Origin of the sequence: Corynebacterium sp. HMSC069E04, assembly GCF_001813175.1 — a bacterium.
Classification (GTDB): Bacteria; Actinomycetota; Actinomycetes; order Mycobacteriales; family Mycobacteriaceae; genus Corynebacterium; species Corynebacterium aurimucosum.
In genome coordinates this window covers 16161-30629 of the sequence record NZ_KV811664.1, presented here as the reverse complement: position 1 = coordinate 30629, position 14469 = coordinate 16161, and the positions used below count along the sequence as shown (strand labels likewise).

Genomic DNA, 14469 nt, shown 5'->3' with positions numbered 1-14469 from the left:
CGCGACGGTACCTGCCGGGTCGGCGGATGCGGCGAGCCTGCTTTTCTCAGCCAGTTGGATCACCGACACAACTGGGCCGAAGGCGGGCCAACCCACCCGAAGAACCTAGCGTGTTTATGCCAAAGCCATCACAACATGAAAACCGATGGCACCCTCAAATACCTGCTCGACCCCTACAGCGGGGATGTCATCTGGCTATATGAAGACGGCACCTGGACTATTACCGAAGCCGACGGGCCGCTAGCACCAAAACAGAAACGGTGGGCACAAACAGTCGCCCAACACATCACCGCCACCAGGAAACGCATCCGCGAGGAAGCCCAATACCTCAAACAAGAACTCGACGACTACGCACAACAACAAGCCCAAGCCGAGGACAACACCGACACAGATGCCAGCACCGACGACATCCCCTTCTAAACCTCACCGTCGAATAAAACGACGACACCAATCCAGCAGAAAGGAAAGAACCCAAGAAACCAGGAACACAACCACCGTCGTCACAGACGACGACTGCACTGCCGAAGCCCAGTCAGGCTCGCCCCAACTGTTGCCATTGGGACCGGCTGGACTTAGTCATGCCGGTTAGGATGGAGTGAATGCAGATCTACATTGCCTCAGTACCCGTCGATGATGTTGCCCTCGCTCACGACTTCTATGTCAATACGCTCGGCTTTCGAGTCAAGGACGATGTAACCCACGGAGACTTTCGGTGGCTCACGGTCACCAATGCGGAAGGCCAAGGGGATATGGAGCTCCTGCTCGAGCCCAAGGCCCATTCCGCGGCCAAGGACTACGCAGCAGCACTCAAGGCTGACGGTGTCCCTGTCACCCAGTTCCTATCCGCAGACGTGGAGCGAGAATATAGCGAGCTCACTGAAAAGTGGGAGTGCATTTCACTATGGTGCCGACCGACGTCGGCCCCTCCATCATCGCCGTCTTCGATGACACCGTAGGCAACCTCATCCAACTGGTACAGCTCAAGAAATAGAGAATAAAGAATGTCACACTTACCTTCTTCCGTCGCTATCATCGCAGCCGTTAGCGCCCTATGCGTAATGCCTCTAACTGCATGCGCGGAGCGTGGGTCAGACACGACTCCGGCACCGCAGTTCAGTGCAATTCCGTCTAGCTCCGCTGCTATCGATGGGCCGGAGCCGCCGTCCAGTGACACGCAGAATGCTCTCTCACAACAGGATGCCAATGTTGCTGCCTTTGCGGGTATGGGGACGGCTGCGATTGATGACCAACACCACATGCCAGATCGGTTGGGCGGCCTCATTCCGACGGGCGTGCGCGTAGGTGCTCACGACGGTTTCACGCGGGTAGTGGTTGACCTCGAGGGAGAAGGTGAGCCCGGCTGGTTCACCGCCTATACCGACGATCCTCGTCAGCAGGCATCAGGTCATCCAGTCGAAGTAAAGGGAAGCACTTTTCTCAATCTGGGGGTCGAAGGAACTCCGTGGCCTTCCACACCCGATCTCGAAGAAAGGTATATGAAGCCAGGAACTACTCCCGGTACTGGTGTGGTGAGCGAAGTCGTATACACGACCTCATTCGAGGCACAAACCCAATTGATCATTGGACTACAGAAGAAGACACCGTACTCAGTGACTTTCCTGGAGGACCCTAAACGCCTAGTTCTCGACTTCCAGGTTTGACGTGTGGTGAAACGATAAGGGCCCTGTCCCCAGCTAATTTCTGGGTTACAGGGCCCTTGATCTAGGAGGTCCTAGTGGTCCTAGCTAGTCCGAGGATTAGTCCTCCTCAACCGGAACCAGGGAGATTTTGCCGCGATTATCAATGTCGGCAATTTCGACCTGAATCTTATCGCCAACATTGACGACGTCCTCGACCTTCTCAATGCGCTCGTCGCCACCGAGCTTCGAGATGTGTACGAGGCCGTCACGACCCGGAGTCAGGGAAACGAAGGCACCAAAAGCCACGGTCTTCACCACGGTGCCAAGGAAACGCTCACCCACCTTCGGCAGCTGCGGGTTAGCGATGCTATTCACGCGGTCGATCGCAGCGTCAGCTGCTTCACCGGTAGCGGCAGAGATATACACAGTGCCGTCTTCCTCGATGGAGACATCGGCGCCAGTTTCCTCAGTAATGGCGTTGATAGTCTTGCCCTTCGGGCCAATGAGCTCACCAATCTTGTTCACCGGGATAGTCACCGAGGTAATGCGCGGAGCCAGGCCAGACATCTCGTCTGGACCCTCGATGACCTCAGACATCGTGTCGAGGATGGCGGCACGGGCGTCGCGGGCCTGTTCGAGGGCGTCGGCAAGCACGTGCGAAGGAATGCCATCCAGCTTGGTATCCAGCTGCAGGGCGGTGATGAACTCGGATGTACCGGCAACCTTGAAGTCCATATCGCCGAAGGCATCCTCAGCGCCGAGAATATCGGTCAGCGCCACGAACTTTTCCTTGCCGTTGACTTCGCCCGAGACCAAACCCATGGCGATACCCGCCACCGGAGCCTTCAGCGGAACGCCCGCGTTGTAGAGGGACAGGGTGGACGCACAGACGGAGCCCATGGAGGTAGAACCGTTGGAACCAAGGGCCTCAGACACCTGGCGAATGGCGTAGGGGAAGTCCTCACGGGACGGGATCACCGGCAGCAACGCGCGCTCAGCCAGCGCACCGTGACCAATCTCGCGGCGCTTCGGGGAACCTACGCGGCCGGTCTCGCCGGTGGAGTACGGCGGGAAGTTGTAGTGGTGCATGTAGCGCTTGGACTCCACTGGGGTCAAAGAATCGATCTGCTGCTCCATCTTCAGCATGTCCAGGGTGGTCACACCCAGGATCTGGGTCTCGCCACGCTCGAAGAGAGAGGAGCCGTGTGCACGCGGGATCAGATCAACCTCCACGCCGAGGTCACGGATATCGGTCACACCACGGCCATCGATCCGGAAGCCCTCGGTGAGGATCTTGGTGCGCACGATGTCCTTCATCACGGCGTTGAAGGCGTTGCGGATCTGTTTGGATGCATCGGTCTCGTCGAGGTCATCAAAGTCTTCGATGAGCTTAGCCTCGACCTGCTCCATGTACTCATTAGTGGCGTCGTCGCGGTCCTGCTTACCCGGGATGGTAAGCAGCTTCTCCAGCTTCTTGGAGGCTGCCTTTTCGACGGCCGCGTAAACATCATCACCGTAGGGCGGGAAGAGCGGGAACTCCTGTGTCTCCTTAGCTGCACGCTCCGCCAGACCTGCCTGCGCTTCACACAGGGACTTGATGAAAGGCTTCGCAGCCTCCAAGCCCTCAGCCACGGTGGACTCCTGCGGAGCCGGTGCGCCTTCCTTGATGCGCTCGGCTACGTTCACACCAGCGCCGGCCTCGACCATCATGATGGCTACGTCGTCCTTGCGGCCCTTCTTCACGATGCGGCCGGCAACGACCATCTCGAAGAGGGCACGCTCGTGCTGCTCGTTATTCGGGAAGGCCACCCACTGGCCCTTCGGGTGCTTATCATCAGCAATCAGTGCCATGCGCACGCCGCCCACCGGGCCGGATACCGGCAGGCCAGAGAGCTGGGTGGAGGCGGAAGCGCCGTTGATGGCAACGACATCGTAGTACTCCTCCGGGTCCATGGAGAGGACCGTGACAACAACCTGAACCTCGTTGCGCAAGCCCTTAACGAAGGTTGGGCGCAGCGGGCGGTCGATGAGGCGGCAGGCCAGGATAGCTTCGGTGGAAGGGCGCCCCTCGCGGCGGAAGAAGGAACCCGGGATTTTACCCGCGGCATACATGCGCTCCTCGACGTCCACGGTCAGCGGGAAGAAGTCGAAGCCTTCGCGCGGCTGGTTAGAAGCGGTGGTCGTGGACAGCAGCATGGTGTCCTCGTCCAGGTAAGTGGTCACGGAGCCACCGGCCTGGCGAGCTAGCTGGCCCGTCTCAAAACGGATGGTGCGAGTGCCGAAATCGCCGTTGTCCAGGGTGGCGATGGCCTCGGTGATGCCGTAATCGTCGTCGATAAGAAACTCGACGGAATTGTTCGGTTGCTTTTTAGCGTTCTTAGCGCTCATGGATATAACTCTCCTTGGAGCTGTCATGGCGATCTTCGGTGCCGCCTCTTCTTCGATGTTTTCTGACAACGTCCAAGGATTTTAGCAGATGAGACAAGAAAACCCCCGCACACAAGGTGCGGGGGCCAAAAGTTAAGCGCTTAGCGGCGCAGACCCAGGCGAGAAATCAGGTCGCGGTAACGGTCAACGTCGTTAGCGGCCAGGTACTTCAGCAGGCCACGACGGCGACCAACCATCAGCAACAGACCACGGCGGGAGTGGTGATCGTGCTTGTGATCCTTGAGGTGCTCGGTCAGGTTGTTGATGCGGGAAGTCAGCAGCGCAACCTGTGCCTCCGGGGAACCGGTATCGGTCTCGTGCAGGCCGTACTCCTTGAGGATTTCAGCCTTCTTCTCGGTACTCAAAGCCATGGAAAATCTCCTATTGTATTTCAGTCCACATGAAATGTTGCGCCATGAGGCGCTGCCCGTGACTACTGTGGACCGCAGTCAGCAAGCCGAAGTAGAAGTATAGAGGCTGCCGAGCTTCGACATCAAATCATCAACAAAGCGCGCGTCATCTACCGCAACGGCCACACGGGTGGTGGGGTTATCCAAGCGTTCCGGGTCACCGATTGTGCGGCCAGTATCCTCACACCGCAGATTGAGGTCGAGGCAGGTGACCAGCGAGGGATCGGCAGCCACAGCTACCGCTAAAGGGTCGTGGAGCCCGCAACCGCCAAGGTGCGGAGAGGTCGTCTTGTAGGCGCGAATGTAGTAGTCCACGATGTCTGCGTAGATACGACCAGTGGGTGTACCGCGCCATTGCTTCGTGTGCTCCCTGGTGAGCAACGTGCGCAGCGTGACATCGAGCCCCACCATCGTGAGGTCCTGAGCATGGCGGAATACATAGTCCGTGGCTTGGGGATCTTGGAAAACGTTGGCCTCGGCATAAGGAGTGACGTTCCCGGGTACGGTCAGCGCCCCACCCATCATCACGATGCGGGCGTTGCGGGCAAAGTCCGGGTCTTTGCGCATGGCGGCTGCAATGCTTGTCGACGGCCCCGTCGGCACGATAACCAGATCCTCGCCATGCTCACGGACCGAACGGATAAGAAAGCCCACTGCGTCCTCGTATGCCTTGCGGCGCGGCGGAGGCAGAAGTACTTCCCCAAGGCCATTGCGGCCATGGATGAAAGCAGAAATGGGAGCAACGCTAAAGCCCGGCCGCGTCGGACCGATGAAGACGGGGACATCCTCGGCGTCGAGAAGCTCGAGCAACGCCAGCGAGTTACGCACGCCCAACGCCACCGGAACGTTTCCATAGGTACCCGTAACCCCGATCAGCTCGAGATCGGGGTGCGCTAAGGCATAGGCGAGCGCAAGGGCGTCATCAATTCCGGTATCAAGGTCGAGGATGATCTTCATTTAAACCTCGCGGGCAAGAATTTCACGAACTCGGGCAACGTCACGTTCCATAGCTGTCAGGAGCTCCTCCACGGAATTGAATTTCTCCATGTCACGCACATGGTCGACGAAATGCACGGTGGCTTCGTGGCCGTAAAGGTCAGCGTCGCGGTCCAGCACGAAGGACTCCACCGAACGCTCCTCGTCACCAAAGGTAGGGTTGGTGCCTACCGAAATGGCTGCGGGATAAGGAATGCCGGGCTCCATGTCACCTTCCAGAGGGGCGCCGGTGGGCTCAACCACGAACCAGCCCGCGTAGACGCCATCGGCTGGAATGGCGACGGATTCCGGGAAATACTGGTTAGCGGTTGGGAAACCAAGCTCCTTTCCACCACGTCCTGCACCACGCACAACGGGCCCAGTCACCGTGAAATGACGCCCCAGCGCCCAATTGGCGCGCGCAATATCGCCCTTGGCAAGGGCGGCGCGAATGTTGGTGGAGCAGATGCGCTCGCCGTCGTCGTCAAGCAAGGGCACGATGTCAACGCCGAAGCCGAACTCGGCGCCAAATTCCGCCAAGGACTCCGCCGTGCCGGCTGCACCCGCGCCGAACGTGAAGTTCTCCCCCACCACGACGTGCTCTGTGTGCAAACGCTCCACCAGGAGATCCGTCACATAGTCGCGCGGCTCGACGCCCCGGAGTTCCTCAGTGAAGTCGATGACGAGCACGGCCTCGATGCCCATTTCTTCCGCCAGCTGCATGCGGCGCTCGAAAGTGATCACGGAGAGAGGAGCGCGCTCCGGCAAGAATACGGAGACTGGGTGCGGATCGAAGGTCACCATGACCGCGCGCTGTCCATGTCTGTGCGCGTGCTCAACGGCCTTCCTCACGAGCTGTTGGTGCCCGCGGTGCAGGCCGTCGAAGACACCAATTGTCACCGAGGTCGGGCCAAGGTCAGTGGGGATGCTATCGATTCCGTACCAAATATCCACGGGCACCATGCTATCCCACTGCGGCCGGTGCCCTAGACTGCAGGGCATGACTGATCCGCTCGAACGTTCCGGCCTCGTGGTCGTCGACAAACCCGCCGGCATGACCTCGCACGACGTCGTGGGAAAACTGCGCCGCTTCTTCCGCACCCGCAAGGTGGGGCACGCAGGCACGCTTGATCCGATGGCTACTGGAGTGCTCGTCGTAGGCATCGAGCGCGGCACCAAGTTTCTTGCCCACATGGTGGCCTCCACCAAGGCCTATGACGCAACGATTCGTCTTGGCATGGCAACCCACACCGACGACGCGGAGGGGGAAGCAACGTGGGGCAAACCGGCAACCGCAGTGGAGGATTCCGCCATTGCGCGAGAAATTGCTGCCTTGAACGGCGATATTATGCAGCGCCCAGCAGCGGTCTCCGCCATCAAAGTGGATGGCAAGCGCGCGCATGAAAGGGTGCGGTCAGGTGAAGAGGTCGAGCTTCCGGCTCGGCCAGTAACGGTCAGCCGCTTCGATATTCTCGCTACGCGCCGCGAGGGTGAGTTCATCGACCTCGACGTCTCAGTGGCGTGTTCTTCGGGAACCTATATCCGCTCGTTGGCTCGGGATTTGGGCGAGGCCCTCGGCGTCGGCGGACACCTTACCGCGCTGCGCCGCACGGAAGTGGGCCCTTTCACGCTTGACGACGCCCTCCCTCTCGACGCCCTCGAAGACTCCCCGGAGTTGTCCTTAAGCCTCGACGAGGCGCTCGCTCGCAGCTATCCGGTTGTGGACGTCACCGATGATGAGGCCCAAGCTTTGGCCATGGGTAAGTGGCTGGAGCCGCGTGGGTTGAAAGGCACGTACGCGGCCGTCGACCCGCAGGGACGGTCGATTGCCTTGATCAAGGAAAAAGGAAAGCGCTTAGCCACGGTTTTCGTCGCGCGCCCCTCGACGCTATAACTGCCTGATTTAGCGGTCAAAGTTGAGCGCAGGGACAGCGGTGGCGACGATGACATAGCCATCTCGGATGATCCAGTGCCCAGTGATGAAAGGCACTGGGGTCGGCCGCGCCAAGAGGTAGGACACCAGAGTGCCATCGAGGCGTAAATCGATTTCGGCTTGGTCAAAATCCAGCCAGCGCCGGGTCATGGGGAACCACGTCTTGTAGGTGGCCTCCTTGGCGCAGAACAACAGGCGGTCCGGACAGGAAATACCCGCCGCTTGCAACTGAGCCAACTGCGGCATCTCCCCCGGCCGCGCGATCATCGTCAGCACGTGTTCCGGCAGGGGCTCCGCTGGTTCGGCGTCGAGCCCCATGGAGCGCACGTGCGTGGCAGGAGCTGCCACGGCTGCGCGCAAACCTTCGGTGTGCGTCATCGATCCGGTATAGCCCTCCGGCCACAGCGGCATGCCCCGCTCGCCGCGCAGAATCGGCTCGTCTCCCGTGTAGTTGAGCTCCTTCAAGGCCTGGTGGGCGCACCAGCGCGCATCCCCGAACTCGGATTTGCGCACGTCCACGGCTTGGGAGACCACGGAGCGCTCTTCCGGGGAGAGATGATGATAATTGAGAAGATTGGTCATCGACTCATCCGTGCGCACATAGCAAAAACGAGCTGATTCCGGGAAGAGAGAAGGTTCAAGCATGCTCGGCCCTCCCTGTCTTCTCGTCGATGGTAAGCACTGGGTACGGCCACGGCTGAAGACCACCGTGCGCCTGCCACTCACGCGGATAGCCCAGGGACACCTCGATGTGGTCTACCCCATCGATGTTGGCGCGATTAGGCATGTGGAGGTGACCATAGATCACAGCCTTAGCGTTATAGCGCCGCGGCCAGGAGCGCGTGTGGCGGGTGCCGCACCACAAGGCCACTTCGGGCCAACGCAAGTAGAGAGTCGGCTCCTGTACCAGCGGCCAGTGGTTGATAAGAACCGTTTCGCCCTCGACCCGTGACAGCCGCTTGATCGAATAAGCCAGGCGGTCCCAGCACCACGCGCGCACATCGACGAAGGGGGCGATGGCAAATTCATCGGTCATGACGATCTGCTTCTCCTTCGCACTCGCAAGCGCTTGTTCCACCGTGGTGCCTGGTGGACGGAAGCTGTAATCGTAGAGCGTAAACAGCGGGACCACGGTGACGCCTCCGAATACCGGAAACGGATCCTCTGGGGTAATCACGCCGATTTCCCGGCAGCCTTCAACGAGGCGATCGTATTTCGAGCGTCCCTGGTAAACGTCCTGTGACCGAGAAAAAAGCTCATGGTTGCCAGGTGCCCAAATGACCGTAGCGTAGCGGTTCTTTAGGCGCGCCAGGGTGTTAATCACCAGATCAATGCGTTCGGCGACGTCTCCCGCAACAATCAACCAATCGTTGGGATTCGGCGGGACAAGTTCATCAATGCGGTCCCCGTTCACGCGTACCGCTGCATGGAGATCAGAGACGGCCCACAGAGTGGTCATAGCGCCTCCTTCGCACGAACAGTCCTTCTACTTGTACCACAGGCTTAGACCCGTGCCCACCGCATGGAGTAAAAGCGCCCAACCACGCCCACCATGCGGATGAGGATGAATGCGGCAATACCGCCCCACACCCCGGTCAGGCCGGTGCCGAAAACAAAGGCCAACCAGACCCCGGGCAGGAAGCCGAGAAGCACTGACGCGAGGGTCAGCGTGCGGAGAAAGGCTGCGTCCCCAGCACCCAGAAGGACGCCGTCCAAAGCGAAGACAACGCCGCCGATAATGACGAGGAAAGTCATAACCCACCAGGGGCCGGAGATGACCTCTAGGACCTCCGGACTCGTGGTGAATATCCGTGGGATAAAGGCGGAGCCAAGGCCCAATACCGCTGCCAGTGCGAGGGAGAAGGACGTCGAGTAGAGCGTCACCTTGGTTCCTACCGTGCGGGCATAGCGCGCTGATCCCGCTCCCAATGCCGCGCCGGTCAAGGCTTGGGCAGCGATCGCGAGGGAATCCAGAACGAGGGATAGGAAGTTCCACATCTGCATCATGATTTGATGCGCAGCGAGCTGCGCAGTGCCGATACGTGAGGCCACGGCCGCCGCTGACAGAAACGCCACTTGGAAGCTCAGCGAACGCACGATGAGGTCACGCCCCAGCACGAGCTGCCGACGAACCACGCTCCAGCGAATCTCCCACGAGCCGGTATGCTCGCGGCGCAGCTCCGCCACGAAGAACGCCGCGATGATCCCCATGCCCAGCACCGTGGCCAGAGCGGAGCCCGGTAGACCCCAGAAGTGCACGAAAATAGGCACCGCGATGGCGCCGGGAACCATACCTGCAAGGGTGAAGTAAAGGGGCTTGCGGGTGTTGTGAACACCGCGCATCCAGCCGTTGCCGGCCATGTTGATGAGGGTAAAAGGAATAGCGACGGCGGCAATACGCAACCACTGTGCAGTCCCTCGCGCAGTATCCGGGTTACCTGTCAACCAGGTGGCAAAGACGCCGGCAAAGAGCCACATGATGACGGCGAGCACCATTCCAACACCCACGGCAACCCACGTTGCCTGGACGCCCTCGGCGACGGCCTCCTCGCGCTTCCCCGCGCCGAACAGCCGTGACGCACGCGCGGTCGTGCCATAAGACAGAAAGGTTAATTGGGTGGTAACCACCGAATGGAGTGTGGCCGCTGCGCCAAGCGAGGCCAGATCCTCCGCCCCTAAACGGCCTACGACCGCGGTATCCAGCAATAAATACAGCGGCATGGCCGCCAGAACGCCCAGAGCCGGGACGGCGAGGCGGAAGACCTCAGCGGCAGAAACCTTCACTGGTTGCTCGGAAGCCATCTAGGACAACGCACCTACCAGCTGTGCTATAACCTCTTCGGGCCTTCCGTGCGCGGTATAACCTGCGGCTGGAATATGCCCGCCGCCGCCGAAGGTGAGGGCCACTTCCGCACAGTTGACGGCGGAGGAACGCAAGGACACCGCCCACATTTCGGGCGCCTGTTCCTTGAAGACCACTCCGATGTCAGTGCCTTTCAAGGCCCGGACATAATCGACGAAAGATTCAATCGCGGAATCGGCGTGGGAGCTGACCTCCTCATGCGGGACGAAGAGAACAGCGAGGCGGTGCTCCCCTGCTTCCTCAATCCTGAGGCCTGAGAGCACGCGTCCAATCATCTGCAGGTCATCGGCCGTGCTGGAATCCATGAGTTCCAACGCAATCTGCTTGGTGTCGAGACCATAGAGCATCAGGCGCGCAGCGATATCATGCATGGCTGGGCGCCCCCACCGGAAATTACCGGTATCGGTGACTAGGCCCGCGTACAGGCAATGCGCGATGACGCGATCGATCTGGATGGACAGCCTGTCCAGAATGTCCAGCAGCACCACCGTGGTGGACTCACATACCGGATCCACCACATTGATGGCTCCAAAACCATCGTTGGAGGCGTGGTGGTCGATGCACAGGACGCGGCCCACGGCGGCCATGTCTTCGATCTCCCGGGCCACCGAACCCGTCCGATCGATCGAGCCGCAGTCCACAGTGACATAGAGGTCATATCCCTGTGGAAGCTCATCCACCAACTCAATCTCATCCACCGTGGGGATGGAAAACAGGTTGGCTGAAATGTCACGGCGCTGGCCAATCACGGTGCGGGTCTGTTTCCCGCGCTGGCGGAGCGCCAGGGTAAGGGCGGCTGCCGAGCCAACCGCGTCGGCGTCTGGGCGCAAGTGCGTGATGATGCAAATGCTGCTGGCTTGCACCAGCGCATCCACTGCGGCTTCGTAATTGGTTCGCGACACTTAGTCCTCTTCCTCATCCGAGGTCTTGTACGGGTTCGCGTCGCCTGCGGGCCGTGCACCTTCCTTCAGCTTCGCTAACTCCGCATCGCGTGCACGGGCGCGGGCGAGCAGCTCCTCCATGTGCGCGGAAGCCTCGGGGACGGTATCAAGCTCAAAAGACAGCGTCGGTGTAAAGCGAACGGAGAGCTCATCACCCACAATCTTGCGCAATTGCCCCTTGGCCCTGGTGAGGGCTTCGGCCGCTTGATCATAATCTGGCTCGGTCTCGATATCCGTACCACGCACCGTGTAGAACACGGTGGCATCGTGGAGATCACCCGTGACCCGGGCATCCGTGATTGTCACCAGCTCAAGGCGGCGATCCTTGATTTGGCGCTCAATTGCGCTGGCAACGATTGTCTGAATGCGCTTTGCCATGCGTGCGGCGCGTGCGTGATCAACCATAGTGAAGCTCCTTTACGTACGGTTACTGGCAACTAGTCTAGGATACCGATTCTGCACCTTTCGGCTGAAATGAGGAAAGCCCAGCCAGAATCTTTCCTGGCTGGGCTTCACTACCTGAGGTTTCCTGCGCTTAGTCGCGCGGGACCTCGACCTCTTCGTAGGCCTGGATGATATCGCCTACCTGAATATCCGGGTAGGACAGAACCATACCGCACTCGTAGCCGGCGTTGATCTCGTTTGCGTCATCCTTCTCGTGACGCAGGGACTCGATCTTGGCATCGGAGGTAATGACGTTTCCGTCGCGGACCAGGCGCACCTTGCCATTGCGCTTGACCTTGCCCTCCGTGACCATACAACCGGCGATGGTGCCAACGGCGGAGGACTTGAACAGCGCGCGGATTTCTGCCGCACCGGTGTCTCGCTCCTCGTAGATGGGCTTGAGCATGCCCTTCAGAGCTGCCTCAACCTCTTCGATGGCGCGGTAGATCACCGTGTAGTAGCGGATATCGACGCCCTCAGCGTTGGCTTCCTCGGTGGCCTTGCCCTCAGCGCGGACGTTGAAAGCGATGATGATGGCGTCCGACGCCGCAGCCAGGGAGACGTTGGTCTGCGTCACCGCACCCACACCACGGTCGATGATGTTGAGCTGTACCTCGTCGTCGATCTCAATGTCCAACAGGGCATCTTCGAGGGCTTCCACGGAACCTGCGTTGTCGCCCTTGAGGATGAGGTTGAGCGTCGAGGTTTCCTTGAGCACTGCATCCAGGTCCTCGAGGGAGACGCGCTTGCGAGCCTTCGCCTGCAGAGCAGAACGCTTGCGGGCATCGCGCTGTGCAGCAATCTGGCGTGCCACGCGGTCATCCTCAACAACTAGGAGGTTGTCGCCGGCGCCTGGCACACCATTGAGACCCTGCACCTGGACAGGGCGGGACGGGCCGGCCTCTTCCACATCGTGACCGAATTCATCGAGCATGCGGCGCACACGTCCGTGTGCATCACCAACCACGATGGAATCACCAATGCGCAGCGTACCGCGCTGGATGATGACCGTAGCCACCGGACCGCGGCCGCGGTCGAGGTGGGCCTCGATGGCAGAGCCCTGTGCATCCATGTCCGGGTTAGCGGTGAGCTCCAAGGCAGCGTCCGCCGTCAGGATGACGGCTTCAAGCAGATCATCAATGTTGATGTTGTTCTTCGCGGAGATATCCACGAACATCGTGTCGCCACCGTACTCTTCCGGAACCAGTCCGTATTCAGTGAGCTGACCACGGATCTTGTCCGGGGAAGCCTCCGGCTTATCAATCTTGTTGACTGCGACAACCACAGGGATGTCTGCTGCCTTCGCGTGGTTGATTGCCTCGATGGTCTGCGGCATCACGCCGTCATCGGCGGCAACGACCAGGATGGCCAAGTCGGTGGACTTAGCACCGCGGGCACGCATGGCGGTGAAGGCCTCGTGACCCGGGGTATCCAGGAAGGTGATGGTGCGAGGACCATCCTCCAGGTCCACCGTGGTTTGGTAAGCGCCGATGCCCTGGGTAATGCCACCGGCCTCGCCGGCACCCTCGTTGGTCTTACGAATGGTGTCCAGAAGGCGAGTCTTACCGTGGTCGACGTGACCCATCACAGTAACCACTGGCGGGCGCTTCTCAAGTGCCTCTTCGCCACCCTCGTCCTCGCCGAACTGCAGGTCGAAAGACTCGAGCAGTTCGCGGTCCTCATCCTCTGGGGAGACGACCTGGACCTCGTAATTAATCTCCGAACCCAGCAGCTGCAGGGTGTCTTCGGAGACAGAAGCCGTAGCAGTCACCATCTCACCGAGGTTGAACAGCGCCTGCACCAATGCTGCAGGATCTGCACCAATCTTCTCAGCGAAGTCAGCCAGGGAAGCACCGCGACGCAGGCGCACGACCTTACCGCCGCCGTCAGGCAGACGTACGCCGCCTACCTCATGCTTCTGCTGCTCTTCAAACTCATGGCGCTTCTGACGCTTCGACTTCTTACCGCGACGCGGTGCACCACCCGGACGGCCGAATGCACCAGCGGTGCCACCGCGACGACCGCCGCGTCCACGGAAACCACCGTGGCCAGGACCACCGCGGCCGGGGCCGCCACCGCGGCCGCCGCGACCACGACCACCGCCGCCACTACCAGCGGCCTTCGACGGCATGCTGGCCGGGTTCGGGTGCGAAGGCATCATTGCCGGCGAAGGACGACGTCCACCGCTACGGTTGCCATCGCCCTGCGGGCGTGCGCCGCCCTTGCCGCCACGGTTATCACCGGGCTTGCCAGCGGAGCGCTGTCCCTTGGTGCCGCCTGGGCGAGGTCCGGGGCTCGGACGATCGCTGGAGCTACCCGTGGAGAACGGGTTATTAGCCACGCGGCGGGTGCCGCCAGGCTTCGGCATGCTGCGCGGAGTGACAGCGCGCTCGCCACCCTTCTCGGTGTTCTTGCGCTGTGCTCCAGGCTTCGGTGCGCCACCCGGCTTCGGAGCGGCACCCGGCTTCGGTGCACCGCCCGGCTTGGGGGCGGCACCCGGCTTGGGGGCAGCACTTGGCTTCGGGCCTGGCTTTGCTGCGGCGGCAGGCTTCTTTTCTGCCGGTTTCTTGGCAGCATAAGCGGGGGTGGCTGCTGGCGCGTTCTTCTCCGCTGCCTTGTCCTCGCCACCCTTAGCTTCGTAGTGTGCGCGCATCTTCTTGATCACCGGGGGTTCGATGGTCGAGGATGCGGTCTTGACGAACTCGCCTTGTTCCTTCAGCGTGGCGAGTAGTTCCTTGCTGGTTACGCCGAGCTGCTTTGCCAACTCGTGTACACGTAGCTTTCCGGGCACTTGTCTCCTCTTTAATCTTTCTAGGAGCCAAGGCCGCGGAATACG

14 protein-coding genes are annotated in these 14469 nt (G+C 60.6%); 4 read left to right on the top strand and 10 right to left on the bottom strand.

The genetic code is table 11. From position 1 onward, the window contains the following. The 3 genes from HMPREF2896_RS04660 to HMPREF2896_RS04650 all read left to right on the top strand — a co-directional run. Window positions 1–420, top strand: a 420-nt coding sequence (locus HMPREF2896_RS04660) for an HNH endonuclease signature motif containing protein (RefSeq protein ID WP_141754763.1), incomplete at its 5' end; no start/stop codon positions are given. Between the two features lie 179 nt (window positions 421–599). Then, the gene (locus HMPREF2896_RS04655) at window positions 600–956 is read left to right on the top strand and encodes a VOC family protein (protein ID WP_369816035.1); all 357 of its coding nucleotides are present in this window, start codon (window positions 600–602) and stop codon (window positions 954–956) included. A 102-nt stretch (window positions 957–1058) separates the two neighbouring features. After that, entirely contained in the window at window positions 1059–1661 is a 603-nt protein-coding gene (locus HMPREF2896_RS04650) for an AMIN domain-containing protein (RefSeq protein WP_246821747.1), read from the top strand. Between the two features lie 96 nt (window positions 1662–1757). Here the strand turns inward: HMPREF2896_RS04650 and HMPREF2896_RS04645 are convergent, their stop codons facing one another. The 4 genes from HMPREF2896_RS04645 to HMPREF2896_RS04630 form a co-directional block, all read right to left on the bottom strand. Beyond that, the gene (locus HMPREF2896_RS04645) at window positions 1758–4028 is read right to left on the bottom strand and encodes a polyribonucleotide nucleotidyltransferase (protein ID WP_070547208.1); all 2271 of its coding nucleotides are present in this window, start codon (window positions 4026–4028) and stop codon (window positions 1758–1760) included. A 140-nt stretch (window positions 4029–4168) separates the two neighbouring features. Further along, entirely contained in the window at window positions 4169–4438 is a 270-nt protein-coding gene (gene rpsO / locus HMPREF2896_RS04640; RefSeq protein ID WP_010190317.1) for a 30S ribosomal protein S15, read from the bottom strand. 78 nt (window positions 4439–4516) lie between these two features. After that, the gene (locus HMPREF2896_RS04635; protein WP_070547207.1) at window positions 4517–5434 is read right to left on the bottom strand and encodes a nucleoside hydrolase; all 918 of its coding nucleotides are present in this window, start codon (window positions 5432–5434) and stop codon (window positions 4517–4519) included. Continuing rightward, a complete protein-coding gene (locus HMPREF2896_RS04630) occupies window positions 5435–6415 on the bottom strand; it encodes a bifunctional riboflavin kinase/FAD synthetase (protein WP_070718087.1) in 981 nt (326 codons plus the stop codon). A 37-nt stretch (window positions 6416–6452) separates the two neighbouring features. Here HMPREF2896_RS04630 and truB point away from each other — a divergent pair, with 37 nt between their 5' ends. Then, entirely contained in the window at window positions 6453–7346 is an 894-nt protein-coding gene (truB, locus tag HMPREF2896_RS04625) for a tRNA pseudouridine(55) synthase TruB (RefSeq protein WP_070718084.1), read from the top strand. A gap of 9 nt (window positions 7347–7355) precedes the next feature. Here truB and HMPREF2896_RS04620 read toward each other — a convergent pair whose 3' ends face one another. The 6 genes from HMPREF2896_RS04620 to infB form a co-directional block, all read right to left on the bottom strand. Next, entirely contained in the window at window positions 7356–8030 is a 675-nt protein-coding gene (locus HMPREF2896_RS04620; protein WP_070718082.1) for a 4'-phosphopantetheinyl transferase family protein, read from the bottom strand. Next, a complete protein-coding gene (locus HMPREF2896_RS04615; protein WP_070643879.1) occupies window positions 8023–8844 on the bottom strand; it encodes a metallophosphoesterase family protein in 822 nt (273 codons plus the stop codon). The genes HMPREF2896_RS04620 and HMPREF2896_RS04615 overlap by 8 nt, the downstream gene beginning before the upstream one ends. A 44-nt stretch (window positions 8845–8888) precedes the next feature. After that, complete coding sequence (locus HMPREF2896_RS04610) at window positions 8889–10187, bottom strand: MATE family efflux transporter (RefSeq protein ID WP_070445665.1); 1299 nt, start codon at window positions 10185–10187, stop codon at window positions 8889–8891. Next, a complete protein-coding gene (locus tag HMPREF2896_RS04605) occupies window positions 10188–11150 on the bottom strand; it encodes a DHH family phosphoesterase (protein WP_070445659.1) in 963 nt (320 codons plus the stop codon). After that, on the bottom strand, window positions 11151–11594 hold the full coding sequence (gene rbfA / locus HMPREF2896_RS04600; protein ID WP_070718079.1) for a 30S ribosome-binding factor RbfA: 444 nt from the start codon (window positions 11592–11594) through the stop codon (window positions 11151–11153). 130 nt (window positions 11595–11724) lie between these two features. Beyond that, window positions 11725–14424, bottom strand: a complete 2700-nt coding sequence (gene infB, locus HMPREF2896_RS04595) for a translation initiation factor IF-2 (protein WP_070718076.1) — start codon at window positions 14422–14424, stop codon at window positions 11725–11727. Between the last annotated feature and the right edge of the window lie 45 nt (window positions 14425–14469).

What these genes read in the sequence shown, in the direction of transcription:
- HMPREF2896_RS04655 (WP_369816035.1), top strand. Translation starts at nt 600, where the DNA reads ATGCAGATCTACATTGCCTCAGTACCCGTCGATGATGTTGCCCTCGCT.
- HMPREF2896_RS04650 (WP_246821747.1), top strand. Translation starts at nt 1,059, where the DNA reads ATGCCTCTAACTGCATGCGCGGAGCGTGGGTCAGACACGACTCCGGCA.
- HMPREF2896_RS04645 (WP_070547208.1), bottom strand. Translation starts at nt 4,028, where the DNA reads ATGAGCGCTAAGAACGCTAAAAAGCAACCGAACAATTCCGTCGAGTTT.
- rpsO (WP_010190317.1), bottom strand. Translation starts at nt 4,438, where the DNA reads ATGGCTTTGAGTACCGAGAAGAAGGCTGAAATCCTCAAGGAGTACGGC.
- HMPREF2896_RS04635 (WP_070547207.1), bottom strand. Translation starts at nt 5,434, where the DNA reads ATGAAGATCATCCTCGACCTTGATACCGGAATTGATGACGCCCTTGCG.
- HMPREF2896_RS04630 (WP_070718087.1), bottom strand. Translation starts at nt 6,415, where the DNA reads ATGGTGCCCGTGGATATTTGGTACGGAATCGATAGCATCCCCACTGAC.
- truB (WP_070718084.1), top strand. Translation starts at nt 6,453, where the DNA reads ATGACTGATCCGCTCGAACGTTCCGGCCTCGTGGTCGTCGACAAACCC.
- HMPREF2896_RS04620 (WP_070718082.1), bottom strand. Translation starts at nt 8,030, where the DNA reads ATGCTTGAACCTTCTCTCTTCCCGGAATCAGCTCGTTTTTGCTATGTG.
- HMPREF2896_RS04615 (WP_070643879.1), bottom strand. Translation starts at nt 8,844, where the DNA reads ATGACCACTCTGTGGGCCGTCTCTGATCTCCATGCAGCGGTACGCGTG.
- HMPREF2896_RS04610 (WP_070445665.1), bottom strand. Translation starts at nt 10,187, where the DNA reads ATGGCTTCCGAGCAACCAGTGAAGGTTTCTGCCGCTGAGGTCTTCCGC.
- rbfA (WP_070718079.1), bottom strand. Translation starts at nt 11,594, where the DNA reads ATGGTTGATCACGCACGCGCCGCACGCATGGCAAAGCGCATTCAGACA.